The following is a 26,555-nucleotide window of genomic DNA, read 5'->3' as shown; positions in this document are numbered from 1 at the left end:
GAGAAGAGTTGGAATTGTTGGATAATTCTAATGGGAGAAACAACAAAATTGCTATATTGAAAAAGTTTGTAAAAAAACTGGTAAAAAATAAGTAATATTACATACAAAATATTTATTATTTAGTATAATAGATTCATTAAATGTTACGGAGCGTGGATGATGTTAAGTAAACGCCAGCGTGAATTCAGGAAAATGATGAAAGAAGTGGAAAAGAGGCAAGTAAACAGGGATGTTTACAGCTATAGAGAAAAACGCTATCCGAACGAAAAACCAAAGCGTCAAATCAAGAAACCCATTCTGCAAATTGGTGGAGTTTTTGGGCTCATAATTTTAATCTGGAATCTATATGCACTTTCTACCTATATCACCACTGATGCCAATACGTTTGGCATCGTTTCTACAAAAACTCTCAAAGTGCATAACTACCTTGAAAAAGGTGGAGAAGCAGAAATTGAAATAAGCCAAACCGTCAATTCGCTTATTGACCAGTACAATGACAATTCATTGACGATACTTCATATTGAAGAAGCTCAGCGAACTCTTTTTGATCTTCAGAAATCGATTTCCTTGGACAATGACCGCTTTGCAGTAATGAATCGTTATTTTGAAGAACAATTCAACTTGGCATATCAACTGACGAATATTCTTCAGCTGCAAAATGCCCCTACTGTCAATCAAGAATTACTATACATAATAGATAAGCAGAAAGAATTATCAGCTTCCAGAACATCCATCCTCATTCATCTGCTGGAAAACGAAAAAATGAAGTATCAAATTTTAGACGACGGTACCATAAGTTATGAATACTAGTAAAACTCTTATCAATAAAATTATAAGGAGTTGAAAAAATGGTTTTCTCCTCAGTGCTGTTTGAAAGTATGCTGGATGGTTTCTTGCCGATTTTAACTGGGTACATTTTGCCGATCGGGCTTTGGATGCTCGTTCCGGCAGTGATACTTCGGCTGATTTTCAAAAGCCAATTATCTTTCCAGGTTGGAGCCTTGATTGGCTTGGCTCTCTGTTTTTTCATCGGCCCTTTTTCTACATGAAAACAAAAAAGCATGCTTCCCGGTGATTACCGGAAGCATGCTTGAAATTTTGCTGTTAGTATCTCTTGCTGTATTTTCTCTGAAAGTCTTCCTCTGAAGATAAGAGGTAAATAATACCTTCGATTACACCAATCACCGCAGGTATACCTGTCCAGAAGAACAGGAGATAGATTAGCCCAGTGCCTGGTTTGCCCAAGTAGAATTTATGGGCGCCGAAGTCTCCAAGAAATATCGCGAGCAAACCGGCTGCTAATTTATTTTTCATTTCGCTCATCCTTTCTGCTTATAAGATTGTTTTCCCGAATTCCGAAGAATTAACCTGTGCATCCACAAAAAACCGAAATTTTTACTCATTCCAATCACACTGGAGGAAACCATGTATTTCAATAAAAAAATCAGCTTTATTCAAGAACCAGCAGAATCGAATGGAATTTCCCGTCGAACAGCTGTACGCGCAATTATAATAGAAGAAGAGAAAATTTTGATGGTCCGGTCTAAGCTTGGCTATTATAAATTGCCTGGCGGCGGGGTTGAAAAAGGAGAATGTCTTGAAAAAGCTTTAGTTAGAGAGGTAGCAGAGGAGACAGGATATATTAATTGCATCATAAAAGAAGAAATTGGAATCGTGGCGGAGCAGCGTCCCGACCGTTCATCAAGCGAATCTCATTTCTTTATGGATTCCCATTATTTTTTGTGTGAGTTGGATAATAAAGAGACGATTGCCCAAACCCTTATTGATTATGAGCTGGAAGAAGGTTACCAGCCTGTCTGGGTTTCGATTCAGGAAGTGATCGATGCGAATAGCCGTGTGTATAAAAAAGACCCGTGCCAAGTTTTTATTGTGCGTGAGAATTATGTCTTGGAGAGATTGAAGAAAAAGATCGTTTTATAAAATAACTAATATGCAGAAACTTTTTAGCTCAATTGCCGTATAGTAACTAACAGAAATTGAAGCTTGTAAGGAAGTGAAAGGCCAAAATGGATAAACAAACAGGCAAATTCATATTGAAAAAAGGCAAGAAGTATAAAAAATGGAGTGAACAGATGCTGGTCAACCCCTTTTACTGGGTGGAAGGGGGCAAACCTTATTACGTCGTCGTCTATCTGTCAGGAGGGAGATCTGTCGCATCGGGTTTCTTCAGCACTGAAGAAGGAGAAGTAAACGAAGACGCGTATCGCGCCCATCCCAAGCTGTCCATCTTTTCAGAGCTCAGCACAAATATTTTCACTATAGGTGAAGAGCGTGCGGCAGTGGGAACCGGTCATTTTATTGATCTGCTTGCCGTCCCTTTCCAAAACGGCGATGAGCGGGCAGCAAAAGGAAGAGAAGTTTTCGCAGGTCTCTTAAAAGATCAGCAAGAGTTCATTGCAATTATGAAAGAATTTACTTCGTATTATGACCATGATGTTCTGGTAAGAGGCAAACTGGAAGAATCGGATATTTTGAAAGTCCAGGAAACGGTGATCACGCTGCAATTACTGCAATACCGCATGGGTACGGCGATTCAGAAGCATGTGGCAGAACTTCAAAGCTTCGAAGATTATTTAAAGAGCCGTGAAGAATGGAAGAAACTCAAGAAGGACAGCCAGTCATTCATCAAAGGTATGCTCAGCAGAACGGGAGCAGCCCGCAAGGAACTGGATGCACTCAATGTCATTGTCGATGAAGATCCTGAAAAAATGTTTCAGTTGAATTATGAGCGGATGATAAAAAAAATCGATGAGGCAAATGTAAGCCAGAGGAACCATATCCGTTATCCGAAATAAAGAAGACGCTGCCAGTTCGGGCAGCGTCTTTTTGAATTACAGATTTTTCTTCCGCATAGCCAGCCAGTTATAAAATAAGATTAGGGATAAAAAATGATGTAAGCTGCCTTATGGGAAGCTTCGAGATTGACAGGGCTGTTGTGGAGCGAAGGGATAGCGAGCAGATAGGATAAATCAGTGAAAAAACCTGCAGCCTCAAAAAAATTGTTGATGAAGATCCAGAAAATATGTTTAAGCTGAATCATGATTATCTGGAAAAAGATATTGCAATTTCAATAGAGAGCCTGAAAAAAAATATTCGTTTTCTTAAATGACAAAAGGCGTTGCCGCGATGGCAGCACTTTCATTTATACTCTTTTTTGCATCCTTGCAGCTCTGTAATAAGCAGCGGTGCGGATATATAAATGATGGACAAAGCCGATGAAGACTAAGCACCAAGCAATAGAGGCTATATAGAACATCATTCTTGGAATAGCCTGAAGAAATGGTGTTTCCAATGCGATTGCCAGCTCCCAGGTACTGGCCGTATACATAGCTAGCGGAAAGACCATGGCCCAGAGCGCCGGTTCGTATGTGACGGGATGCCGCCTGATGATATGCCGCCAGAAAGCCAGGATGAATAACAGCGGGATCCACCATGTGCCGGCTACCCAGAAAAATAAGGTAAAACCCTTCAGGAACGGCGTGATTTCCGTTAGGAATGACCAGGATTCGGCATGTTGAATCAGTGTAGCACCGGCAAGGCTCGTTATCGCAACAGCTCCCATATTGATCCAGTATGGAGGAGTGAATGCGCTCGATTCGAGTTTCAGGAACGTGAAACGGTAAAAGATTAACGTGATGATGTTCAAGTAAAGCATGCAGCCGAGAAAATAAAAGCAGACAGTGGTGAACAGGATGATTTCATGTCCGCTACCGACAGCAGGCACAAGAAGCGTTCCAAGAATCGAAACCGCCTGCGTGGCAACAGCCGCAATCAGCCAGGCGCCATTGATCCCTTCCGAAAGCGTGGGCGTATCGCGCTGAACAATGACCAGTGTAAAAAAGGAATACATGATTAGAAACCATAGGAAAAGTGCAAAGCCCCACAGGTAAAACGCGAACGCATAGGAATCGGCCACAAGGATCAATTGGCTGCCAAGCACGCAAGTGGCGGCAACTGCTGTAAAGAATCCGGAGCCGATGGCATGGCTGCTCAAATCCTTGATAATCCGTTTCGGATACAGCACGACACGCAGAATTGTCATGGTTAACAAAACAGCGTAAGCGGCTATATTAAAATAGAGCAGCATTTCTGCAAGCATTTCAAAGCCCAGAAAAAATGAGCTGACGGACAATGCGCCAGTCGCCATCACTAAAGCGAAGTAACCTGGAAACAAAGTCTCTACCAGTTTTAAAAAGAATTTACGCACTATATACACTCCCAGTTTCAGTGGTAATCGGATATGCTGCCTGTTTATTCTAACTTATTTTAAGCAAAGCGTGGGAGTAACTTCATTTAGCGATTTGAATCGTGCTGGTTTGAATTGGGAATTTCCGCTAAACTGGAGCATAAGAGATTGATGCTGATGGATAGTTATACGGAAACGGGGTATACCGATGGTCAAGGTTTTGATAGTGGAAGACGATTTGACGATAGCAGGAGTGCTGCAAAAAGAATTGTTGAAATGGAATTTGGAAGCGGCTGTCGTGGAAGACTTCAATCACGTTATGGAGGTTTTCGCATCAGAAGAACCGCAGCTGGTGCTGCTGGATATTTCACTGCCGGCTTTCAACGGTTATTATTGGTGCCAGGAAATCCGCAGGATCTCCCAGGTGCCGATCATTTTTATCTCGTCACGCAGCGAAAATATGGATATCGTCATGGGCATCCAGATGGGGGCGGATGATTTTATCCCCAAGCCTTTCGATCTGACAGTTGCTGTGGCGAAAATCCAGGCGCTGCTCAGAAGGACTTATGATTTCAATGAATCGGATAACTACCAGAATTTCAATCGGACTGTGCTGAAACCAGGCGAATCCAAGCTTTATTATGCGGAGCAGGAAGTTGATTTGACGCGGACAGAGCTGAAGATCCTGGAGCAGTTATTCATGCGGAAAGGCGAATACGTCATGAGGGAAGATATGATGGTCAAGTTGTGGGAAGACGAATCGTTCATCGATGACAATACACTGGCGGTCAATATGGCAAGGCTGCGGAAAAAACTGTCTGGCGTCGGATTGCCTGATTTCATCCTGACGAAAAAAGGGATCGGCTACGCCTTGAACAAGGATTCTGCAAATGGCTGACAAAAAGAAAGCCGGTCTATTCAAGTTGTTTCTTTTTGCAGTCAGGCAGCAGATTTTCATCTTCATCGTCATGGCTTTGGTATTTGCGAGCATTTTCATACTTAACGGCCTACCGTTTACACTCTATCTCTATAGTATGGAACTGGGGTTGTTCTTTTTCCTCATATATCTGGTTATCCAGTATTTCAAGTACAAGAAAAGATATGAAGCAATCGTTCTGGCAGGGGAAGCCCATTCGGTTAATATTGACGATATTGCTTCCGCGACAGATCCGGCTGACCAGCTGTATCTGGAAAAGATAAGCGAGCTGCAGCAGACTATACGGGACATGAGCAATCAGCATGCGGAGCGGCAGGTGGATCAGCTGGATTATTTCACCTTATGGCTGCACCAGATCAAAACACCGCTTTCTGCCATCAGTTTACTGAATCAGAGCGATACGAGAATGGAGTCCAAAAAGATAGCACAAGAAATTTTGCGACTGGAAGATTATACTCACATGGCGTTGAACTATGTGAAACTTGAAGAAACCGGTTCGGAAATGGATTTATCCGAAGTGGATCTGGATTCGGTCATAAAAAGGGCTGTGAAGAAATACTCGATATTATTCATCCATAAAGGCATTAAACTCAATTACAAGCCACTTGATACAAAGGTTTTATCAGATGGGCAATGGCTCCAGACCTTAATTGAGCAAATATTGTCAAACAGCCTGAAATATACAGCGAGCGGTTCAATCTCCATTTACCTGGACCATGAGAAAGAACAGACGCTTATAATTGAAGACACAGGCGTCGGCATCCGAAAAGAAGACTTGCCTAAGATTTTCAATAAGGGTTATTCCGGTCTGAATGGACGCCTGCATGAAAAATCCACAGGACTCGGATTGTTTCTCAGCAGGAAAATCTGCAAGCGCATCGGCCATAAACTCACGATAGAATCTGAGCTGGGCAAAGGAACACGAGCAGCAGTATACCTGGGCCGTGAGGAAATGACTGTTTTTGATTAATATGAAACTTTTAAGAATAACTGACCCCAATTGTGCAATCTTACGAAACCGTAAGATTGCGTTTCTGTTTGTAAGGATAGGTACAGGCTGGCGCACTTGAATCCCCGTATCATGAAAAGCAAGGAGGGGTTAGCGATGACCTTATTGGAAATAAAAAATTTGAAGAAGATATATACAGCCCGCTTTTCGAACCAGCAGACCGAAGCTCTCGCCGCGGTAAACTTTTCGGTTGAAGAAGGGGAATTCGTCTCCATCATGGGGGAATCGGGTTCCGGAAAAACAACCTTGTTGAACATCATCTCGACACTCGACGACGCCAGTTCAGGGGAAGTCTATCTGGATGGCAACCCGTTATCAAAAATCAAAGACAAGGAAATCTCAGCGTTCCGGCGCAATACACTGGGCTTTGTGTTCCAGGATTTCAACTTGCTCGACAATTTCACCATCAAAGATAATATCCTGCTGCCGCTTGTCTTGTCGAAAACACCTATTGAAGAAATGGAAAGCCGCTTGATGCCGATTGTCCGCAATCTTGGCATTGAAGCGCATATCAACAAATTCCCATATGAAGTATCAGGCGGACAGAAACAGCGTGTAGCCGTGGCACGGGCATTGATCACGAAACCGAAAATCATTTTGGCGGATGAGCCGACTGGCGCACTGGATTCAAAGGCTTCGCAGAACCTGATGGAAATTCTGAAAGGCATCAACGAAACCGGCCAAACGATTTTGATGGTGACCCACAGCACAAGAGCGGCCAGCTTTTCAAAACGTGTCCTGTTTATCCGGGACGGCTCAGTCTACCACGAAATCTACCGAGGCGAACAGCCGGCTGATGAATTCATAGACCGCATTTCCGATTCGCTGAAAGTGCTGTCTACCCGGGGTGAGCGGGATGAATAACCGATTTTTCTCATCTCTGGCATTGCGCAATATCAAGTCGAATAAACAATTGTATATTCCGTTTCTTTTATCATCCACCGCGATCATCGCCATGTTTTTCCTGATGGTTTCGCTGATGACCAACAAGTTCGTGCAGGAGCGGTCGAGTTCGCTTCCGACTCTTTTCATGATCGGCGTAGTCGTGATCGGAATATTCTCGGTGATTTTTATTCTCTACACAAACAGCTTTTTGATCAAGCGGCGTAAAAAGGAAATCGGGCTGTATGGAATTCTGGGACTCGAAAAAAAGCATGTCGCGAAAATCCTGTTTTTCGAATCTCTTTTTTCAAGTCTGTTGAGTATAGTTGCCGGCCTGCTTGCAGGATTGCTTTTTGGCCGTCTTGTGTTCATGCTGTTAAATTTCATGTTGCGGATGCCGAATGACATTGCGTATACGACATCTTTGTTGAGTGTTGGCGCAACTGTTGCTCTATTCGTCTTGATCTTCGGAATAACACTCCTATACAACATCAGCCAGTTTACATTCGCCAATCCCATCAAATTACTGAAAGGCAAACAGGAAGGCGAAAAAGAGCCGAAGGGTTCACTGATTCTTTTCATCCTGTCGCTGATCTTTTTGGGATGGGGATATGGAATATCCATTACAATCCCGGATCCGCTCGCTGCTATTGAAAAATTCTTCCTGGCAGTTCTGCTGGTGATTATCGGGACATACCTTTTGTTTATTTCAGGTTCGATCTTTATCTTGAAAGCGTTGAAAAACAATAAGCGCATCTATTACCGTCCCGGCGCCTTCATTTCCATTTCTGGCATGCTGTACAGGATGAAACAGAACGCAGTAGGACTGGCGAATATCTGTATTTTGGCTTCAATGGTCATCATTGCTGTGTCCACGACAATCACGATTTATCTCGGTTCAGAGGAAACATTGGAAAACCGTTTTCCTTATGAGCATAATTTGAAATTATTCGGAGATATGGATTATGTTGCGGAAATGAATAACAGATTCTTTGAGCTGCAGGATGAAGTTATTGAGCTGACGGAGGAGAACGGACTGGAAGTCGCGGAAATGAAAAGTTACCGCTATGAAAGTTTTTTCGGTAATCTTGAAGACGGCCGTTTTGTCTTTGAACAGAGCTCTGTAGATGGCGATTTGCCTGTTTTGATGATGGTCATCCCGCTACAGGATTTTAATGGCATGACCGGAGAAAACTATTCATTGGCAAACGACGAAGCCTTGTTTTACCATTCGACAAAAACCTATCTGGAAGAAGATCTTTCCATCGGAAATAAAACCTACAGTCTGACAGAAATCGAAAACGAGTTCAGTGCAGACATGGCATTGACCGAATCGATTGCGTTAGTAGTGCCGAATGAAACACACCTGCTAGACCTCCGTGAAGACTATATGGGACAATTTCCTGAATCGACCCATATTACGGTCGACGCAGAAATCGGCTGGAATACGGAAGGTACCGAAGCAGGGGAAGAAGCTCTAATTGAACGGTTGGAAAGCGAATATAACGGCGTTTCAGGTAGTTTCAGCCGATACGAATCCCGGGATTCCCAGCGTGAAGAATGGTACAGCATAAATGGAGGATTCCTATTCCTGGGCGTTTTCCTCGGCTTACTGTTCACTCTGGGTACCTTGCTGATCACTTACTTCAAGCAGATTTCCGAAGGCTTTGATGACAGAGGGAAATTCCAGATCATGCAAAAAGTCGGTCTTGATGAAAACATGATCAAGGATTCGACGAAATCACAGATTATCTGGATGTTCCTCCTGCCGATTGTCATTGCCACCATCCACGTCAGTTTCGCTTACCCGATTGTCCGCAAATTGCTGCTGATTTTCGGTGTCACCAATGACATGACCTGGCTGATGACTTTTATCGCGGTGGTCATCGCCTTTGCAGGGATTTACTGGATGATTTACCGAGTTACATCGAAAGTCTATTACAGTATTGTGAAATAATGAGAACCACCCATTGAAAGTTTTTTTCAATGGGTGGTTTCTTTTGATTGGACAGATCTTCTCAATGCCTCGGCAGTTCCGGGAACTTCCTGTTGAAAACAACGTATAACAGTAGAGAATATATAAAAAACTTTTTGGAATAAAGGAGAGGTGACATGGAGCACAATTGGGAAACGGTGGTTAATGATCTTGCGCAAATTAAAGTCACAGCAAGTTTTGACAATGAACCTGTCCTGATCGAAAGCGCAGCGAAAGGGTTTCGATGTGTAGGCGTCGGGACGGACGCAGCGGTATTTCAATCTCTGGCTGTTCCGGAATATGCGTACAAAGTTTATGCTGAAGGGAAACTGGATAAGCTTGAAGCGGAAGCGGAAGTTTATGCACGTATCGGTTCGTCTGCCTATTTTTCCTATTGTTATGGAGCATACGACCGTCTGCTCGTTTTGAAATATGAGGAAGGTCCCACTTTGTTTGATTGCCTGCTGCAAGGAATTCATATACCGGAACAGGTGATTCAGAATATCGAGGATGCGAGGGAATATATCCGGCAAATCGGCTTGAATCCGCGTGACATCCATTTGAAGAATATTTTATTGCAAAATGGGCGGGCAAAATTGATCGATGTCTCCGAGTATATCAAACCAGGAAATGATTTCCGTTGGGAGCATCTTAAAAAGACCTATGAAGAATACTATCCGATCATCAAAGGAACACCTATGCCTTTCTGGCTGCTCGAAACAATCCGCAAATGGTACCATCATTGGAACCGTTATTCATCTACATTCGATGGATTCATGCGCATCGTATCCGAACAATTAAATTACAGGAAATAAAAAAATGCGCCTTACTGCTATAATCAGAGTAAGGATTGAAGAATTGCTCCAGCACTGAAATTTGCAGGAAAGCGACTGGGATAAAGCGAATACAGACAGGAGAGGACGTGTCCCGATGCCATCAGCCGGAATATGGATCAGGCTAAAAGCCTTCACACTGGATTATATTTGGATTTTCCTATATCTCTGTTTAATTGTGCTGCTGACAATGGTCATTGCGCCCGGTATTCAGGATTTCTTCAACGGTCCGCTTGAAATTGCGCAATTGACTGGGTTTCTTCTGGTGACGCTGCCGGTTTCCTTATACTTTGCTTTAGGTGATTCCGTTTTATTTACAGGTACATATGGAAAAAGGAAAATGGGGATACAAGTTGTGAATGGACAAGGGCAACCGATTGGCATTTTCCGTTCCGTTATAAGAGTGATCATCAAATTTCTCCCATGGGAATTATCGCATTTTCTCGTCTATCGGCTGGTAAATCTCGATGAAGGGGAATTCCCTTTGCATCTTATGTTGATCGGCTCGTTAATTTACCTGTTGATTTTCATTTATATACTGACAGCGATTTTCTCGAAAGAAAACCGGTCGCTTTATGACAGGTTGAGTGGAACGAAAGTGGTTAAGCGGAAATAGGGTTAAGTATGAAACCGTATATGTATATAAAAAATAGAACGGAGGAAGCAAAGTGAAATTGCAGGAAATATTATTCGTGGTGCTCGAGCAGTATGCGGATTGGGAAGCAGCGGCAATCGCTGCTGCGCTGAATGAAGACCCGGAACAGGGAGAAAAGAAATATAGCGTCAAGACAGTGTCGCTTGACCGGGAACCGGTAACATCAATTGGGGGATTTAAAGTGCTTCCGGATTATTCGGTGGATACAGCTCCTGAAGATTTTGCGGGTTTGATATTGATCGGTGGAAATTCATGGAGAAACGAAGAAAGCCGCAAAGTACTTGAGTTGGTGGAAAAAGCACAGCAAAAAGATGTTGTGGTAGGCGCCATCTGCGATGCGACGGTATTTTTGGGGATGAACGGCAAGCTTAATTCAGTGCAGCACACGAGCAATCATCTTGCGGAATTGATAGAAGCAGCGGGCAGCAAATATACAGCGGAACAAAATTACCAGGAGCAGCAGGCAGTCAGGGACGGCAAGCTTGTCACTGCCAATGGTTCGGCTTATTTGGACTTTGGCAGAGAAGTGCTGTATGCATTAAATGCAGCGCCGGAAGAAGAGATTGAAGAGTGGTACAGCTTTTTCAAATTAGGCTATCACGAATTTGTAAAAGAGAAAAGTGGACAGTGAGCCTGCTTTAGCAAAATATAAGAAACGTCATCCAAGTAGGAATTGGTGACGTTTTTTATGTGGAACTAATTAAGTCATTATTTTAATCAGTTTCGTTTTACAATATTTGATAAAATATCGGGTTAATTACTACAGATTTAAGGTAAATAGAGATGTATTAATTCGGGTAATACTGGTAAACTATTCAAGAACTTAAAATATAGGGGTTGTATTATGGGGGATTTACTGTTTTTCTTTTTGGAAAACATGGCGCTGATCATCGCGCTTATGTATTTGGCGATCAAATCAAAAGAAGCCGTATTATTGGATTGGTCTGATGTATTTAAACAGCGCGTAATCATTTCAGCGTTTTTCGGATTTCTGACATTTTCAATTATGTATAATCCGTTCATATATGAAGGCATGCGCCTGGATTTGCGCGAAGTGCCTTTATTTTTTATTTCTTATGTAGGCGGATGGCAATACGGGGTGCTTTCAGCAATCCTGCCTACTGCCTTTCGTGCATACCTTGGCGGTCCAACCATGGTCGTCGGAATCCTTCAAGCCATTGTGCTTCCGATAATTATTGGCAGCCTGTTCCATGACCGCAAACGGAAAAACCAGTTTTTCGATATTCTCAACGTCCGGAAATTGCTGATGGCGTTCGTGGTTTATGAAGTGTTGAAATCTGCTTGGATGATTGCTTCCACTCCGGTCAATTTACTGATTATTATCGGTATGTTCCTGTTTGCAGGGGTGGCGGTGTTTGCGATGGCTTTAATCCTGAATGGAGAAAACCGCAGCACCATGTTGAAAGAGGAACTTGAGTTTTATTCGAATCGGGATCCGATGACTCAATTGCCGAATATCCGCTTTTTCAAAAACAATGTAGCAAAACTGGTCGAAAAGCAATCACCGATAGGGATCGTGATGCTCGATGTCGATTATTTCAAGGTTTACAACGACACGCATGGCCATCAAAAAGGGGATGCCGTTTTGCGCTCGGTTGCCCAGATCCTTAAAGATTCCACCAGAAAAGAAGATCTTGTTGCCCGTTATGGCGGTGAAGAGTTCATCTGCTGTTTAGCTTCGCCGCGTGATGAGGAAGAAACAGCAACTATGGCTGAGCAGATTCGGAAGAATATCCAGGAATTCCATTTCGAAGGAGAAGAACAGCAGCCTGAAGGCATTCTCACGGTTTCGGTAGGTGTGAGTTATACTGAAGGGGGAGCGCCGCTTGAGGAAATGATCGAAGAAGCGGATCAATCTTTATACCAATCAAAGCGGCAAGGACGGAACCGCGTAACCGTTTTTCCCGGCGTCATGGTAGAATCCAATGAAGAGGTTTATAACTGAAGGAGGATGACACATGAAAAAATTAATGAAGAAACGCATCAAAGCAATGGCGATCGACACAGCAATCACAATGGGAGTCGCCGCTGCAATGGAACCGCTTTTCAGAAACAAGTTGAAAAACAAAATGGCTTACGACGCCATTGCACCATCGCTCATCTTTTGGGGACTGGAATATGCACAGATGCGCATGAGTGGACAAACGATCGGGCATAAAGTTGCGGGGATTGTCATCGATACGACAGACGGCAGTGCTATGAGCTCCGAACAGATTTTAAAAAGGCTGATCCACCGTGATTCCATCAGCACCATTTCATATTTAAGAGACCGTGAAAAATATGATTTCTATGAAGGCACAAAACTACCGCATGATTTATACGCTGATACAGTGGTAAAAGAATACTTCAAGGAAAGTATGGAACCGAAATTATAAAAAGGAAGCAATTCGCCAGTCGAATTGCTTCCTTTTACTTTTAGCGGGTTTATGTTCAGGCTTCCGCGATTTCTGCGGATAAGACTTTCTTTTTACGGCCGAGTGCATTTACAAGCATGACCCCTGCAATTGCAATGACACCGCCGATGAGCGAAATGCCTGTCGGCAATTCATGGAGCCACATCCACGAAACCACGATCGCTACAGCCGGTTCAAGGTAGATGACACTCGAAACCGAGCTGGCATTTGCCAGCGATAATGCTGTTGCCCAGGTCACATAAGCAATGGCGGCAGGGAAAATGCCAACGTAAAGAGTGGCCAGATGCGCTTCCAGCGTCGCATTCTGTAAAGTCGTCACCAGTCCCGGGGAAAAGATGAAGAAGGGCAGAGTGCCAGCCCACGTAAAATAAGCGGTCAGCTCAATTGCTGTGTATTTCTTCAATAATGGCTTCTGGAATACAAAGAAAGCGGCGGAAGAGAAAGCGGCAATCACCACGAGCAGCGCCCCGTTCGTCAATGTCAGTGCGCCGCCGTTTGACCCGAAAGCTATAAAAATGATGCCGATGAACCCAACACCCATACCGATCCAGCCGATTCGTGTCAGTCGTTCTTTCAAAACAACCGCAGCGATCAACGCTGTGAAGATTGGACCGGATCCGACCAGCATGCCGGCAGTTCCCGCTGAGATGGTTTCCATACCGAATGTCACGAAAATATGATAGACACTGATGCCAATCCAGCCAAGGATCAGTAAACGTAATATGTCGCCTTTATGGGGAAGCTGGAATTTCACTCCCGGCCACAATGCGTATACGAGAAACAGCAACGAAGCAATCAGGAAGCGGACAAGGACATTTTGTCCAGTATCATAGCCGCCTTGAAGGCCGACACGGATAGCCGCAAACGAAGAACCCCATATCACTACAGAAAATAATGCCAAAGAAAATGCTTTTGCGTTCATAAATTCTCCTCCAACAGCCATTCATCTTTTACAGAACAGCTTTTCCGTCTGCTGTAACAAACAGACAGCTTCTATTATATTCTTTTAGAAGCTGAAAGTCAGTAAGGAGGAAATTTTAATACATTAAAAAAGCAGCCACTCCGAAGAGGGGCCGCCCAAGATTTTATTCGACTGTAAGTTCTGTTTCCGCTTCGTATTTTGGACCTTCCTGGGGTGTTAGCCATGCAGTGAGCTGGTAGGTGCCGGGTTCAAGTTCCATCGAAGGGATCTCGAATTCGTATTCGAGCTTATCTCCCGATTCCAATGTTTCTTCTCCAAGCGCTTGCATATACGTGCTGACAGAGGACAAACGGTAAAGCTCATCGCCGTCTTCATTTGAAATTGTGAAGTCATAGCGCTGACCGCTCGTGAATTCATAAGTCATTGTTTCATCGGTTTGATTGTTCACTGTGTAACGGTAAAGATTATTGTCCATCTGTTCAAGCAATGCCGTCACCTCATCTTCCACGATTCCTTCGGATGAGCCGTTGCCCATATCCGGTTCCACTGTACCCGACGTTCCGCAAGCTGCCAAAAAAATAGTCAACGACAGCAGTAAGAAAGCGGTCAATACTTTTGGTGTTTTCATCTTAAATCCTCCCCGGTCTTATAAAATGCTGTTTGTTTGAGTTTAGCTGCTTTACTATTTGAACGGTCGACCGGCTAAAAAGTTACAGAGGAAGCAAGCAAAATTGGAATAAAGCAAAAGAGCCCCCAACCGGGAGCATCTTTTTACAGAAATTAAGTGGTTGACGCAAGATAAATTGTTTTCACTGATTCCTGGATCATCGTGTTGAACTCTTCATCGGACTGGCTGGCATTCAAACCTTCAGACAGACCTCTTGAGAAGCTTGCGATCAAGCCTTCGTTGGCAGTCAGCTTCAAGTTGGCTTCATCACGTGAATAGCCGCCGGAAAGTGCAACGACGCGAACAACCCGTGGGTGTTCAATCAATTCCTTATAGAAATTATCAACTGTCGGAATCGACAGTTTGAGCATGACGTTCTTGTCTTCGCTCAAATTATTCAAGTGATTCAATAGTTCTTTTTTGAGAATCTCTTCGGATTCCGCTTTGTCTTCGCTATGGATATTGACTTCCGGCTCGATAATCGGAACAAGTCCGGCCGCCAGAATCTGATCAGCGACTTCAAACTGTTGTTCAACCACTTTTTTGATGCCGTCCGCATTCGCTTTATTGACGACTGAACGCATTTTCGTACCGAACACATTGCGCTCGTTTGCGCGTTTCAACAGATCGTCCAAGCCAGGGTTAGGCTTCATCAGCTGGACGCCATTTTCTTCATCCGCCAATCCTTTATCGATTTTCAGGAAAGGCACGACACCTTTTTCTTCCCAAAGATAATCCGGAGTATATTTTCCATCAACTTTCCGGTCCATTGTCTGTTCAAACAGGATGGCGCCGATGATCGACTCGGAATTGAAGGCGGGTGCTGTCATGACGCGAGTGCGCATTTCATGGATCAGATCATACATTTCATCTTCGTTCGAATAAGAATCTTCCGAGACACCATATTGTGCCAGGGCTTTTGGTGTACTGCCGCCGCTTTGGTCCAGCGCTGCAATAAACCCTTTTCCATTTTTCACGAGTTCAAATTGTTCTTGATTCATTGTCCCAACTCCTTTGATTGATTTGAGAGAAACTGAAATAAAACTCTACACAGAATATTGTATCAATAAACAGGCCATTCATCAAAAATGAAAGGAGTTGGAGGAATTGTAAAGCCATAGGAATGGCTGTCTTGAAATAAGGGTAATGTATAAATAGGGAAGAGAAGAATCGAAAAAGCGATCAGTTTTACAATAAAGTTTGCGGGAGGCTGGCATGAAGAAATTATGTTTATTGTTATTTATATTGATCATAGGCTCAGTAATGATGGCGTGTTCTGGAGAAACGGAAACGGCCGAGACCGAAGAAGCTGCGATTCTACAAGTGACGAACAGTTCAGCCCGGCAAATCACTTCGATTGAACTGAAGCTTTACCAAAACGATATGGTGCAGTCGTCACCGACAGCGATGAACGCGGATGAGTCGCTGATAGTAATGGGGGAGGCGGTTGAATTCGAGATTCTCACACAAGACATCGATTTTGACGAACCTGTTGTGATTGAAGCGGTGGCAATGATTGATGGGGTGGAAGAGTCCGCTGGAAAAACGGAACCGATGGAACTCGGCCTGGGTGGAATTTATAAATTTGAGCTTGCCCGGGATCCCGAATTGCAATTCAGAGAAGTTCAGGAAGACTGAGGGGAATTACAACAGAAAAAAGCCATCGAAGATTTTCTTCGATGGCTTTTCCTTATTGTCCAGACTCCAACGGCCCAACTCTTCGGGATATAAGCCAAACCAGCTGCGTGGCAAAGAACGCCACTACGCTGATTCGTCTAAACCCTTATTGCTCCTGCAACGCTGCGCTAGCTTCGTCGCAAAGAGATGTCCCAAATTACATTTGGTCCATCTCTTGCCTTACAGAGCTGAACGGGCGCTGTCGCTTTTCTAAATCATGTACCACAATATGTCTTATACGTGCGTTCTTCATCTTTAGATGGTGCATCAGTAAACTCAAGTTGAACACTCGTATGGGCGTATGGGTTTTTGACTGCTGCGACTAATTTTTCGGCGAGACTGTAATCCTGTCTGCTGACCGCCGCATCGATGGCTTCCTCGACACGATGATTGCGGGGGATGACGGCCGGGTTATTGCTGCGCATCAATTCCTGAGAAGTTTCCGCGCTTTCGGTTTGTTCATCCAGACGGGATTGCCAAGCTGCATACCACGCGTCAAATCCTTCTTTGCCAGCGAGCGGCATCTCTTCAAGCTTGTCGAATGTTAAAGCGCGGAATGTATTCGTATAATCCGCTATATGGTCGTGCATCAATTTCAGCAAATCATCAATCAGCTGGTCATCGCCATCTTCATTGCCGAATAAACCGAGTTTTGCTTTCATGCCTGCTGTCCAGTTTTTCTGGAATTGATTGCCGAAATCGCCCAATAAATCCTGTGCCATTTCAATTGCCTGTTCTTGATTTTTATCAATCAGCGGAAGCAAGGTCTCAGCAAATCGCGCCAGATTCCAACCGGTGATTTTCGGCTGATTGCTGTAGGCATAGCGTCCGTATTGGTCAATCGAACTGAACACACGGCCCGGTTCATAAGTATCGAGGAACGCGCAGGGACCGTAGTCGATCGTTTCACCGCTGATTGTCATATTGTCCGTGTTCATGACGCCGTGAATAAATCCGGCGAGCTGCCATTTTGCAACGAGCTGTGCGTGATTCGCAATTACATTTTTCAATAATTCAAGATAGGGATTTTCGCTCTCCTGCGCAGATGGGGAATGGCGGTTGATCGCGTAATCCGCCAGGGCTTTGAGTTCTTCAAACGTTCCCCATTGCGCCGCGAACTGAAATGTCCCGAAGCGTAGATGGCTGGACGCAACACGTGTCAGTATAGCACCTGGAAGAAAAGACTCGCGCACTACCGGGATGCCGGTAGTTGCGACAGACAGACTGCGGCTTGTCGGGATGCCGAGCCCGTGCATCGCTTCACTAATGATATATTCACGCAACATCGGGCCCAGTGCGGCGCGGCCGTCGCCGCCTCTTGAATATGCGGTTTTCCCTGAACCTTTCAACTGAATGTCAAAACGCTGTCCTTCAGGTGTAATTTGTTCGCCAAGCAATATGGCACGGCCGTCGCCAAGCATAGTGAAGTTGCCGAATTGATGGCCGGCATATGCCTGTGCAATCGGCTCTGCGCCGTCAGGAACTTTTGTGCCTGACAGTATTTTTGCGCCGTCTTCAGAGTTCAGCGCTTGAGCATCGAGTCCAAGAGATTTCGCCAAGTCGTTGTTGAAAAGAATCAATTCTGACTCGCGTGCCGGTTCAGGAATAGTTTTTGTGAAAAGTTTCTCTGGCAGGCGCGCGTAGCTATTATCCAAATTCCAGCCGGTAGCTGTGAGATTTGCAGTCTTTTTCATAAAATCACCTTTTCTGATAAGTAGTTTCTAATGGCTCTAAGCAATAAAACCTTGCTGGTTATCATTTACCCGATCCGGCGGGGTGACAATCTTTTATTGGTTACGATTGCAGCTGAAAAGCCTGACTGCAACTAAAATATGTCGATAGAAAATATTAGAAGACAATGGCGCGGATTTTATCGACCCGCACCTCAACCAGTTCAAGCCGCACCCCAATCACATCATTCTCCAAAATCAAACTTCACGCCAGTCAATTCCTCCGAAACGTTCCATAATCGTTTCGCAACTTCTTCATCGAGAGCTGAAGGGTGCGGCGTTTCGAGTGCCGGGTAGCCTTTTCGGCGGCCTGGGCCATCCGGTCCGATATATTCACCGCCTGTTAAATCTGGATCTGTTGCCGCTTGAACTGTTGCCAGAGCACCAAGTTCAGGCGGCTGCAGGTAGTATTTATTGGCCAGATTGCGCAGAAAAAGAGGCGCATCTTTCTTACCGATCTTAAAAATATTTGTGGCGGATACGCCAGGATGGCAGATGACGCTAATAGTCCCGGAACCGTGTTTTTTCAGGAGGCGGTCGAGCTCCAATGCAAACAGCATATTCGCCAGTTTGCTTTGGTTATAGAATTTTTTTGCTTTATAGCCTTTTGAGCCATCCAAATTATCAAAATCGATGGCTCCCCGGTTATGGGCAAGGCTGCCGGTCGTCACGATGCGCGAATGAGGTGTGCGATCAAGTAATGGAATAAGTTGAGCGGTTAAGGCAAAATGGCCGAGATGATTGCTGCCGAACTGCATTTCAAAGCCGTCTTTTGTTTTGGAATAGGGCGGCATCATGACACCCGCATTGTTGATCAGCAAGTCGAGCGCAGTGAAATCACGCAGAATTTCATCTGCAAATGCACGCACACTTGCTAAATCAGCCACATCAAGCATCTTTATTTCAACTGAAGCGTCTGGATGCAATCCCAAAATTTCTTTGCGGGCAGCTGCACCTTTGAATTCATTGCGTACAGCCATAATGATATGTATGCCTTTTCCAGCAAGCACTTTAGCCGTTTCAAGGCCGATGCCGCTGTTGGCACCAGTAATGACAGCCGATTTAACCTTATAATTTTGTTTCATGTAAACAGCTCCTTTCACAGGATGACTTGGGAATACTGACTATCAGTCAATTCTACGTGATAGTGGAGATAGACTGCAATTGTAAGGGGCGAATGCTGAATAAGTCCGGTAGTCGCAACAAATTTTCGCAGTAAACGAGAGCTTAAAGCATTTTGTTTCTTTTATTTACTCTATCAGTTTCCAGTCAATGTTTTAAACATTTCCAAAAGGGAAAACAAGGAATATACTGCAGAAAAAGGAGACATGTGGATTATGGATTATAAGAATATTACAGTTGCCGGCAGCGGCGTACTAGGAAGCCAAATCGCTTTCCAGACTGCCTATAAAGGATTTGAAGTGGCTGTCTATGATATCAATGAAGAAGCCATCGGCAAATCGAAAGAACGCATGATGAAACTTAAGGAAAATTACAAGAACGACCTGAAAGCAACAGATGCGGAAGTGGACTCGGCATACGACCGCCTGACTTTTCATACCGATTTATCAGAGGCTGTCGCACAAGCTGACCTTGTTATAGAAGCGATACCGGAAGTCGTTAAAATAAAAACTGAGTTCTATCAGAAATTGGGCGAAGTGGCGCCGGAAAAAACCGTCTTCGTTACGAACTCTTCGACTTTATTGCCAAGCCAATTTGCGGAAGCGACAGGACGTCCGGAAAAATTCCTGGCCTTGCATTTCGCCAATACCATTTGGATAAATAACACCGCAGAAGTCATGAAACATCCGGGAACGGATATGAAATTCTTCGATGAAGTCATCGACTTTGCGAAAGCCATAGGCATGGTGGCGCTGCCGCTTTATAAAGAGCAGCCTGGCTATATTCTGAATTCACTGCTGGTGCCATTCCTGGAAGCAGCGGAATTATTGCTCGTCAAAGAAGTGGCGGATGTCCAGACGGTGGATAAGACCTGGATGATCGCAACAGGAGCTCCGCTTGGGCCCTTTGCAATTCTCGACGTCGTAGGCATCCGGACCGCGCATAATATTGTGCAGGCGAAAGCGGCTGCAACCGGCAAAGAAGAGTATATAAAACTGGCTGAGATGTTGCAGACAGAATATCTCGATAAAGGAAAAATCGGCCGTGAATCTGGAGAAGGTTTCTATAAATACCCCAACCCGGCATTTGCAGATCCAGATTTCCTGAAGAATTAATTGAACAAAAAAGGCGATGAAGAGAACTCTCTTCATCGCCTTTTGAGTGTCGTAAATTTACTGTTCCCGGATCTTTTTCAACGCATTTTCATGAATGATCAAATCGGAGATGCGTAATTGTTCAGCAGCCTCTTCAACTTTATTTTCACAATTTCCGAAAGGAACTTGTTCTCCAGTCTGCGTCGAATAGCAGGTTCCGCTGCCAATAGGAGCGGTGAGATCCGGTTTGTAATAGAATTCGTTGTAACGGAAAGAGCCGTCGCGGAAAGCCGTGACATTTTCTTTATCATCCATCAGCGAATTGCCGAGCAAATAAGGCGGATCGATGCCGACCATATCGAGAATGGTCGGAGCGATATCAATTTGGCCGCCGACACTTTCGTTAACTTTCCCATCCGAAGATCCAGGTGCTTTTATAAAGAGCGGTACCCCATGATCCAGCTCGAACAGGTCAACAACACTTTCTGCGTTAGCGTCTGCAGCCATTTCTGTTCCTTTCTGGGTTAAACCGCTATCATGGTCGCCGTAAAATACGACAAGGGAATCTTCCCATAATCCCCGATCTTTTAAATCGTTGACCATTTCACCGACTGCTTCATCGACATAATGGACAGTATGGTAATAGCCTTTAACCAAGTCGTCTTCATAATCACTGAGGTTCAATTTTTCAAGATCTTCAGGGAACTCATATGGAGTATGGCTCGTCAATGCCACCATAAAAGCGAAGAAAGGCGATTCCTGATCAGCAGCGTAGTCAATTGATTCGGCTAAGAAGTCTTTATCATTCAATGCCATGCCGATTTTCCCGTCTTCCGAAAAATCCCGCCTGCTGTAGAATCGATCGAAACCGATGTTTTCATAAAATTCATCCCGGTTCCAAAACGTTCTCTCGAATGCATGCATGGCGGCGGTTTCATAACCATAGCGCTGCAAATGTGCAGGCAGCCCGTTGAAGTCGTTGCCGGCATATTGGGTATATACAGATCCTGACTTAACAGGGTGCAAAGAAGAGAGTGTAAGAAATTCAGCATCTGATGTTCTTCCTTCATGCGTCTGGTGGTAAAAATTCGGGAAATAGATGGTTTCATCTTTTAATTTATTGAGATTGGGTGTCAATTCTTTTCCGTTGATTTTCTGTCCAATAACTGAAGATTGGAAGGATTCGAGTTGAACTACGATGATATTCGGCAATTCCTCTGGAATAGGTGCAGCTTCAATTTCAGGAATGGCATCAGGCAGGAGATCCAATTGGTCAGCGGATAGCCCGCTGCTGCCGGCGAGACTGGCTGCTCCATTGATCAAGTCGGCTCCGTGATAGCCCCAGAATCCCAATTGGTAATACTCACGCATATTTGAAATCGGATTGTCTACGAGCCATTCTTCTTTTTGTAAATAGCTCCAGACAAGCGGTATGGTGAAGACGATCAAGCCGGCTGCAAATCCGGCGCCGGCAAATTGGTACCTTCTTTTTTTCAGGAGGGTTCCGGTGTTATTGCGGAAGTACAGGAATGCGGCAAAAAAGAGGGGGAGATCCGCGAAAAAAATCAGGTCTTTCCATGCGACAAGAGTTAGAAAACCACCGCCGACACTGCTCATCTGAGGAACATCAGCAATGAGCATAACACTGAGAAGGTCTTCAAAATAGCGATAATACCAGATATTTGAGACGATTAAAGTGCTGTGCAGAAACAGCAGCGAGAGCAAGACCCAACGACGGGTTTTTGCTTTCAGCAATAATGTCCAGCTTGAGAGAATGAGTACGGATGCGAAATTCAGTATGAAAAAACCGACGGAAAAATCGGTGTCCGTATAAACGCTGAAAAGAAATAGTTTGATCATTGAGATTGCCAGATAGATGGCATAGTCTAGAAAAATCATTCTGGGATGCACCTCCATTGGGGCCAATAAAAATACTCTTTGTTTCTCAGTACCTCTTTTTACGTTGATGAAAACATAAAAACAGCGGTATAAGGGTATTGAATCAAGGGAAACAAAGGCAAGTCACAGCGTGCTTGATAATTGTCTTGTGTCCGAATTATCTGTAAAATTAAATGTGTAAACAGGAAAGGCAGAGGTTTTAAATGACAGCTTTGGATTGGGTTTTTACAGCAATCACAGTGATTTGGATTTTGGAGTTCATCTTGTTCCGCAATCGGGGAACTGGAGAAGAAAGCGCAGTTGAAAGGCGTTCCTTTCTTTTAATCCTCGCTGCACTTTCCGCGACGATTATAGCGGCGGCATTTGTCGGTGAAATGCGGCAAGTCGAATCCGCTACGCCATGGCTCAAAGCAATAGGAGTTATATTTTTTGGCACAGGTGTATTTCTCAGGTATTGGGGAATCATTCATTTGAAGACCCAGTTCACTAGGCATGTCACGGTGCAGCAAGGTGATGGCATCGTCAGCACCGGTCCATACCGGAAACTGCGGCATCCTCTTTATACCGGCTTATTATTGATTGCTGTCGGCATGGCCCTATTTTTCCAAAGCATCATTATGGCAGTTATTGGCGGCGTATTAGTAGGATGGACGCTGGTACGAAGAATGGATGGGGAAGAAGAATTATTGATAAAGGAATTTGGCGAGGAGTACCGGGAATGGATGAAGCGGCGGGCGAGGCTGATTCCATTCATATATTAGTCGAAAGCGAGTGATTTGAGTGGAACTTCCTTACGGAATAAGCGGGTTTTATAATTCCGATGAACCAAAGCCCCCGGAAGTGGATGTCAGTGAATACAAAAATTTATGCTATGACTTTGCGGAAAAGCTCAACGGTGAAGTCCTGGAATTTACCGACTCCTTGTATCCTGCAAATTTTCACAAAGCCTTTTTTAAATTGCCGGAAACAGACATTTGCCTGGTCATGAACAAACATTATCCGATTGTTGCATTTGCGAAAACTGTTGAAGCATTAAAGATACAATTCATCAATTTCCCCGAAGGAACAGTAGCGATACCAGATGGCTATACTGTTCTGCCTTCTGATATGCTGGAGGCTCCTGTACCGGAAAATTTAAATGAGCTGCCAGCAGAAGGATTAAACAAAGGTGAAAAAGAACAGATAAAATATTGGAAACCGGAAACGGTCGGCCAGGTGATCTTCAATTTTTGGGATTAATAATGCTGGAGCTTGCGAAAATGTGTGTAAACTGTTGTCTCGCAGGCTTAAGATTACATAACCATCCGCAGCTCTATCTAAAAGGATGGAAAATAACACAAAACGCCGCCCCAGTTTCTGCTGGTGCGGCGTTTCACTTTGTCGAAGATTTAGGTTTCGAAGATTAAACGATTCTTCTGCCGCTTTTGCCGAGCGCATAGTAAACGCCGTGCTGCAGGCTTTGAAGACATTCGAATTTCCTCAAATTGCTGTTTGATTGGACGATTACCATTGCCAGCTCAGGAGATACACCGACCAAAATGGTTTCAATTCCAAGCAGACGGGCAGCGGCTCCAAGCTTTTCAATCAGCATGGCAGTATGTTCCGAGATGTGTTTATGTAAGCCGGTTAGATCGAGTAAAAGATATTGGGCCTGATGTTTTGGCAATTCGCTCAACGTATTAAAGATGAGATCTTCTGAGCGGTCCTCATCATAGCTGCCGATCATCGGAACGACAACAATTTTCTCCAGCACAGGGATGATGGGAGAAGAAAGTTCTTTGACAAGATTTTGGAGCATTTTTGTTTTATCATCCACCATTCGCTCGAGTTCTTTGATCTTCATCGCTTCCTGTTTCCTGGACATCTCATGGATGTTGGATTGAACAGTCACATCAGAAGGATAATATTTGACGATGCTGTACGGGTTCTCGTCGTTTTGATATTGGACAGTGGAATACCAGAAATTTGTACCGAATAGACCGGTCAATACTCCCGCATAATGGGAAGGAACGAAAATGCCTTCCAGCCCTTTTTGTTTACGCTGGTTCATCTTATATTCCCAGTCGTCTTGGATGTGAAGTGTAAAATGCTTGGCATCATCATCCATCTCCACAATTTTAACTTTGCCCCAGCCAGCTGGCGCATATGTATTGGATAGCCATTCCACCACATTGGAAGTATTGATATTTTTTCTATCCTGAAAACCTTCACCTACGATTACGCCTTGACGGAAACCTGTTGTTTCCAATACCAGTTTCGTCGCTTCGGTTCCTGAAATCTCCCGGATGGAATCAAAGAATGTTTCCATTGCCGATATCCAGAAGAGGACCACATCTCCGTTTTCAAATAACACTTCGCCCGTTTCCAAATCCCATTTTAATTCTATGTCGCCAACTGTAATCTGCTTTTTCATGTTAATCGATCCTCCGATTTGCGAATGTTTCATATTTATACTGCATGAACAGCAGTTAATTTATGAATGAATAAATAAACTCTGTATCTTATTCCCTAAAGACAAGAAAAATATGCACCTGAAAAAAATAATTATCGAGGAATTGAATGAAATGAAAAGCGGCACATTCAATTGTGAATGTGCCGTTAAATCGTCTAAATCTAATTGCTTTCCTTAATCGATAAAACCACTAAGATAACCATATCCTTCTTCTTCCATTTCCTCAGCTGGAATAAACAAAAGAGCAGCACTGTTAAGGCAATAGCGCAAGCCGCCTTTGTCTTTAGGACCATCGGTGAATACGTGGCCAAGATGGCTGTCGCCTGCCCGGCTTCGGACTTCAGTGCGTTTGAAGAAACCGCTGGTATCACTGTGTTCAGTCACCACGGCAGGATCGATTGGTTTTGTGAAGCTTGGCCAACCGGTACCGGAATCATATTGGTCAGCAGATGAAAACAAAGGTTCACCCGTTGTGATATCCACATAAATGCCTGGCTCATAATTATCCCAGTATTCATTTGAAAAAGCGGTTTCAGTGGCATTGTTCTGTGTCACATTGTATTGAACTTCTGTCAGCATTGTTTTCAGTTCCTCATCACTCGGCTTCGGATACGCTGCCGGATCGATTAATGAAGGGATTTCCTGATCTTCAAGCGAATCGAATTCGATGTGGCAATAACCGTCCGGATTTTTTTCAAGATAATCCTGGTGGTACTCTTCTGCAAGATAATAATGTTCCAACGGCTCGATCTCTGTGACAATCGGTTTATCATAACGTTCAGCTTCAGCAGCCACCACGCCATCGATTATAGCCCGGTCTTCATCATTTTCATAATAGACGCCTGTGCGGTACTGAGTACCCTTGTCATTGCCCTGCTGATTCAATAAAGTGGGGTCAATGATCATGAAAAACTGCGATACAAGACTTTCCAGGTCGATGCGTTCAGGGTCATACTGAACATGGACCGTTTCTGCATGACCGGTATTTTCATAAAGTACTTCTTTATAAGTCGGATTTTCTGTCGTTCCATTGGCGTAGCCGGAAGTTACGTCGTAAACGCCGTAAACACGGGCCATATAGGCTTCGACACCCCAGAAACAGCCGCCGGCAAACCAGATGTCTTCAAGTTGATCCGTATCGAATTCCAGTTCCTTATTTGGATTTTCGGGGAATCGGGATGTGCTTTCTGCTGAATTATCCGTTGAATTGGCATTGGCTGAGGATGAATCGGAGTCAACAGTTGCACCAGGAATTGAACAGGCAGCTAGAAACAACAGGACAAACAGGAGAAGCAAAAGAAATTTGAACTTCATTATTGTCGACCGCCTTCCATTACTTATTATTGTATGTTTTCGAACGTTTCATAAATCTGCTGATTGCTTACATGGCCTGTCTGGCTTTTTACCATCACACCGTCAGATCCGATATATACAGAAGTTGGATAGCCGATAACTCCGTAATCATCGAAAGCGGGACCGCCTTCATCCAGTAAAACCTGGATATTTGAAGTATTGTCTAATCCTTCATACCATTTGGCAAAGGATTCGCTGCTTTTTTCAGCGTTGGAGCCAGGGGAAACAATTGTCAATACTTCGAATTCGGGGTTTTCACCGGCAAGTTCGTTTAGTTCATTCATGCCTGAAAGACAGATTGAACACCAGGAAGCCCAAAATTTGATATATACTTTCTGACCCGCGTATTCCGACAGCTCGTGGGTTTTACCCTCCAGGTCGACCAATTTAAAATCGGGAGCGGGTTTTCCTTCATTCAGCTGTTCTGCACTGGATGAGGTTTGTCCTTCCGAGCAGGCAGCGAGCATCAATAAGAATAATAAAAATATAGGCATTGCCAGTAATTTTTTCATGAGGAATCATCCTTCGGAGTGAATTGATGTAACCGCTTTAATTTAAGTGCAAAAAAATAAATTCAGCTAATTCTCCTTGTACCCACATCATATAGCGAAAAGATAGAGAATGATATTGAACAGTCTCAACAAAATTCCAAATGAGTATATTGAAGTGGAATGTTCTACAGTAAAAACAGGCAAAAAAAAGACGC

Annotated in this window: 28 protein-coding genes; 17 read left to right on the top strand and 11 right to left on the bottom strand. The window is 44.0% G+C overall.

Going from position 1 to position 26,555, the window contains the following annotated elements; all coding sequences use genetic code 11:
• The first annotated feature begins 159 nt into the window (after nt 1–159).
• Both AC2Q9J_RS13200 and AC2Q9J_RS13195 read left to right on the top strand, forming a co-directional pair.
• The gene (locus AC2Q9J_RS13200; RefSeq protein WP_499040609.1) at nt 160–810 is read left to right on the top strand and encodes a hypothetical protein; all 651 of its coding nucleotides are present in this window, start codon (nt 160–162) and stop codon (nt 808–810) included.
• Nucleotides 811–848: 38 nt separating this feature from the next.
• Nucleotides 849–1,049, top strand: coding sequence for a hypothetical protein (locus tag AC2Q9J_RS13195; protein WP_282020268.1), 201 nt, complete (start codon nt 849–851; stop codon nt 1,047–1,049).
• A gap of 55 nt (nt 1,050–1,104) precedes the next feature.
• On the opposite strand, the gene AC2Q9J_RS13190 is transcribed toward AC2Q9J_RS13195, so the two are convergent.
• Nucleotides 1,105–1,314 carry a TM2 domain-containing protein gene (locus AC2Q9J_RS13190; RefSeq protein WP_499040607.1) on the bottom strand — a complete coding sequence of 70 codons (210 nt, stop codon included), beginning with the start codon at nt 1,312–1,314 and terminating at the stop codon, nt 1,105–1,107.
• A gap of 111 nt (nt 1,315–1,425) precedes the next feature.
• Here AC2Q9J_RS13190 and AC2Q9J_RS13185 point away from each other — a divergent pair, with 111 nt between their 5' ends.
• Both AC2Q9J_RS13185 and AC2Q9J_RS13180 read left to right on the top strand, forming a co-directional pair.
• Nucleotides 1,426–1,941: an NUDIX hydrolase gene (locus tag AC2Q9J_RS13185; protein ID WP_499040605.1), complete on the top strand. Its 516-nt coding sequence runs from the start codon at nt 1,426–1,428 to the stop codon at nt 1,939–1,941.
• Between the two features lie 86 nt (nt 1,942–2,027).
• Entirely contained in the window at nt 2,028–2,816 is a 789-nt protein-coding gene (locus AC2Q9J_RS13180; protein WP_499040603.1) for a hypothetical protein, read from the top strand.
• A gap of 347 nt (nt 2,817–3,163) precedes the next feature.
• On the opposite strand, the gene AC2Q9J_RS13175 is transcribed toward AC2Q9J_RS13180, so the two are convergent.
• Entirely contained in the window at nt 3,164–4,228 is a 1,065-nt protein-coding gene (locus AC2Q9J_RS13175; protein WP_499040601.1) for a tellurite resistance/C4-dicarboxylate transporter family protein, read from the bottom strand.
• Nucleotides 4,229–4,415: 187 nt separating this feature from the next.
• On the opposite strand from AC2Q9J_RS13175, the gene AC2Q9J_RS13170 reads away from it, so the two are divergent.
• The 9 genes from AC2Q9J_RS13170 to AC2Q9J_RS13130 all read left to right on the top strand — a co-directional run bounded on the left by AC2Q9J_RS13170 (nt 4,416) and on the right by AC2Q9J_RS13130 (nt 12,894).
• On the top strand, nt 4,416–5,105 hold the full coding sequence (locus tag AC2Q9J_RS13170) for a response regulator transcription factor (protein ID WP_084242710.1): 690 nt from the start codon (nt 4,416–4,418) through the stop codon (nt 5,103–5,105).
• Nucleotides 5,098–6,114: a sensor histidine kinase gene (locus tag AC2Q9J_RS13165; RefSeq protein ID WP_499040599.1), complete on the top strand. Its 1,017-nt coding sequence runs from the start codon at nt 5,098–5,100 to the stop codon at nt 6,112–6,114. The genes AC2Q9J_RS13170 and AC2Q9J_RS13165 overlap by 8 nt, the downstream gene beginning before the upstream one ends.
• Nucleotides 6,115–6,249: 135 nt before the next feature.
• Nucleotides 6,250–7,017: an ABC transporter ATP-binding protein gene (locus AC2Q9J_RS13160; RefSeq protein WP_499040597.1), complete on the top strand. Its 768-nt coding sequence runs from the start codon at nt 6,250–6,252 to the stop codon at nt 7,015–7,017.
• A complete protein-coding gene (locus AC2Q9J_RS13155; protein ID WP_499040595.1) occupies nt 7,010–8,992 on the top strand; it encodes an ABC transporter permease in 1,983 nt (660 codons plus the stop codon). The genes AC2Q9J_RS13160 and AC2Q9J_RS13155 overlap by 8 nt, the downstream gene beginning before the upstream one ends.
• A 155-nt stretch (nt 8,993–9,147) precedes the next feature.
• Nucleotides 9,148–9,825 (top strand): serine/threonine protein kinase, encoded by a 678-nt coding sequence (locus AC2Q9J_RS13150; protein WP_499040593.1) that lies wholly within the window; start codon nt 9,148–9,150, stop codon nt 9,823–9,825.
• 115 nt (nt 9,826–9,940) lie between these two features.
• Nucleotides 9,941–10,459: an RDD family protein gene (locus AC2Q9J_RS13145; RefSeq protein ID WP_499040591.1), complete on the top strand. Its 519-nt coding sequence runs from the start codon at nt 9,941–9,943 to the stop codon at nt 10,457–10,459.
• 52 nt (nt 10,460–10,511) lie between these two features.
• Nucleotides 10,512–11,129 carry a type 1 glutamine amidotransferase family protein gene (locus AC2Q9J_RS13140; RefSeq protein WP_499040589.1) on the top strand — a complete coding sequence of 206 codons (618 nt, stop codon included), beginning with the start codon at nt 10,512–10,514 and terminating at the stop codon, nt 11,127–11,129.
• Nucleotides 11,130–11,342: 213 nt separating this feature from the next.
• Nucleotides 11,343–12,464 carry a GGDEF domain-containing protein gene (locus AC2Q9J_RS13135; RefSeq protein WP_499040587.1) on the top strand — a complete coding sequence of 374 codons (1,122 nt, stop codon included), beginning with the start codon at nt 11,343–11,345 and terminating at the stop codon, nt 12,462–12,464.
• A 13-nt stretch (nt 12,465–12,477) separates the two neighbouring features.
• Nucleotides 12,478–12,894 carry an RDD family protein gene (locus tag AC2Q9J_RS13130; RefSeq protein ID WP_499040585.1) on the top strand — a complete coding sequence of 139 codons (417 nt, stop codon included), beginning with the start codon at nt 12,478–12,480 and terminating at the stop codon, nt 12,892–12,894.
• 55 nt (nt 12,895–12,949) lie between these two features.
• Here AC2Q9J_RS13130 and AC2Q9J_RS13125 read toward each other — a convergent pair whose 3' ends face one another.
• The 3 genes from AC2Q9J_RS13125 to AC2Q9J_RS13115 form a co-directional block, all read right to left on the bottom strand.
• Nucleotides 12,950–13,855: a DMT family transporter gene (locus tag AC2Q9J_RS13125; protein WP_499040583.1), complete on the bottom strand. Its 906-nt coding sequence runs from the start codon at nt 13,853–13,855 to the stop codon at nt 12,950–12,952.
• Nucleotides 13,856–14,018: 163 nt separating this feature from the next.
• Nucleotides 14,019–14,483: a BsuPI-related putative proteinase inhibitor gene (locus AC2Q9J_RS13120; protein WP_499040581.1), complete on the bottom strand. Its 465-nt coding sequence runs from the start codon at nt 14,481–14,483 to the stop codon at nt 14,019–14,021.
• A 152-nt stretch (nt 14,484–14,635) separates the two neighbouring features.
• Nucleotides 14,636–15,523 carry a fructose bisphosphate aldolase gene (locus AC2Q9J_RS13115; protein ID WP_499040579.1) on the bottom strand — a complete coding sequence of 296 codons (888 nt, stop codon included), beginning with the start codon at nt 15,521–15,523 and terminating at the stop codon, nt 14,636–14,638.
• A 214-nt stretch (nt 15,524–15,737) separates the two neighbouring features.
• Here AC2Q9J_RS13115 and AC2Q9J_RS13110 point away from each other — a divergent pair, with 214 nt between their 5' ends.
• On the top strand, nt 15,738–16,160 hold the full coding sequence (locus tag AC2Q9J_RS13110) for a hypothetical protein (protein ID WP_499040577.1): 423 nt from the start codon (nt 15,738–15,740) through the stop codon (nt 16,158–16,160).
• Nucleotides 16,161–16,414: 254 nt separating this feature from the next.
• On the opposite strand, the gene AC2Q9J_RS13105 is transcribed toward AC2Q9J_RS13110, so the two are convergent.
• Both AC2Q9J_RS13105 and AC2Q9J_RS13100 read right to left on the bottom strand, forming a co-directional pair.
• Nucleotides 16,415–17,893: a protein adenylyltransferase SelO gene (locus tag AC2Q9J_RS13105; protein WP_499040575.1), complete on the bottom strand. Its 1,479-nt coding sequence runs from the start codon at nt 17,891–17,893 to the stop codon at nt 16,415–16,417.
• A gap of 221 nt (nt 17,894–18,114) precedes the next feature.
• The gene (locus AC2Q9J_RS13100; protein WP_499040573.1) at nt 18,115–19,014 is read right to left on the bottom strand and encodes an oxidoreductase; all 900 of its coding nucleotides are present in this window, start codon (nt 19,012–19,014) and stop codon (nt 18,115–18,117) included.
• A gap of 252 nt (nt 19,015–19,266) precedes the next feature.
• Between AC2Q9J_RS13100 and AC2Q9J_RS13095 the strand changes: the two genes are divergently transcribed.
• The gene (locus tag AC2Q9J_RS13095; RefSeq protein WP_499040571.1) at nt 19,267–20,166 is read left to right on the top strand and encodes a 3-hydroxyacyl-CoA dehydrogenase; all 900 of its coding nucleotides are present in this window, start codon (nt 19,267–19,269) and stop codon (nt 20,164–20,166) included.
• Between the two features lie 57 nt (nt 20,167–20,223).
• Here the strand turns inward: AC2Q9J_RS13095 and AC2Q9J_RS13090 are convergent, their stop codons facing one another.
• Nucleotides 20,224–22,044 carry an LTA synthase family protein gene (locus AC2Q9J_RS13090; RefSeq protein WP_499040570.1) on the bottom strand — a complete coding sequence of 607 codons (1,821 nt, stop codon included), beginning with the start codon at nt 22,042–22,044 and terminating at the stop codon, nt 20,224–20,226.
• Between the two features lie 203 nt (nt 22,045–22,247).
• Here AC2Q9J_RS13090 and AC2Q9J_RS13085 point away from each other — a divergent pair, with 203 nt between their 5' ends.
• On the top strand, nt 22,248–22,805 hold the full coding sequence (locus AC2Q9J_RS13085) for a methyltransferase family protein (RefSeq protein WP_499040568.1): 558 nt from the start codon (nt 22,248–22,250) through the stop codon (nt 22,803–22,805).
• A gap of 19 nt (nt 22,806–22,824) precedes the next feature.
• Entirely contained in the window at nt 22,825–23,283 is a 459-nt protein-coding gene (locus AC2Q9J_RS13080; protein ID WP_499040566.1) for a hypothetical protein, read from the top strand.
• Nucleotides 23,284–23,446: 163 nt separating this feature from the next.
• Here the strand turns inward: AC2Q9J_RS13080 and AC2Q9J_RS13075 are convergent, their stop codons facing one another.
• The 3 genes from AC2Q9J_RS13075 to AC2Q9J_RS13065 form a co-directional block, all read right to left on the bottom strand.
• Nucleotides 23,447–24,463, bottom strand: a complete 1,017-nt coding sequence (locus AC2Q9J_RS13075; protein WP_499041061.1) for an STAS domain-containing protein — start codon at nt 24,461–24,463, stop codon at nt 23,447–23,449.
• 207 nt (nt 24,464–24,670) lie between these two features.
• Nucleotides 24,671–25,810 carry a peptide-methionine (R)-S-oxide reductase MsrB gene (gene msrB / locus AC2Q9J_RS13070; protein ID WP_499040564.1) on the bottom strand — a complete coding sequence of 380 codons (1,140 nt, stop codon included), beginning with the start codon at nt 25,808–25,810 and terminating at the stop codon, nt 24,671–24,673.
• Between the two features lie 26 nt (nt 25,811–25,836).
• Nucleotides 25,837–26,361, bottom strand: coding sequence for a TlpA family protein disulfide reductase (locus tag AC2Q9J_RS13065; RefSeq protein ID WP_499040562.1), 525 nt, complete (start codon nt 26,359–26,361; stop codon nt 25,837–25,839).
• Nucleotides 26,362–26,555 lie beyond the last annotated feature (194 nt).

Source organism: Planococcus sp. RAB007_Raresut (assembly GCF_057369535.1).
This window is presented reverse-complemented; position numbering and strand designations above follow the sequence as displayed.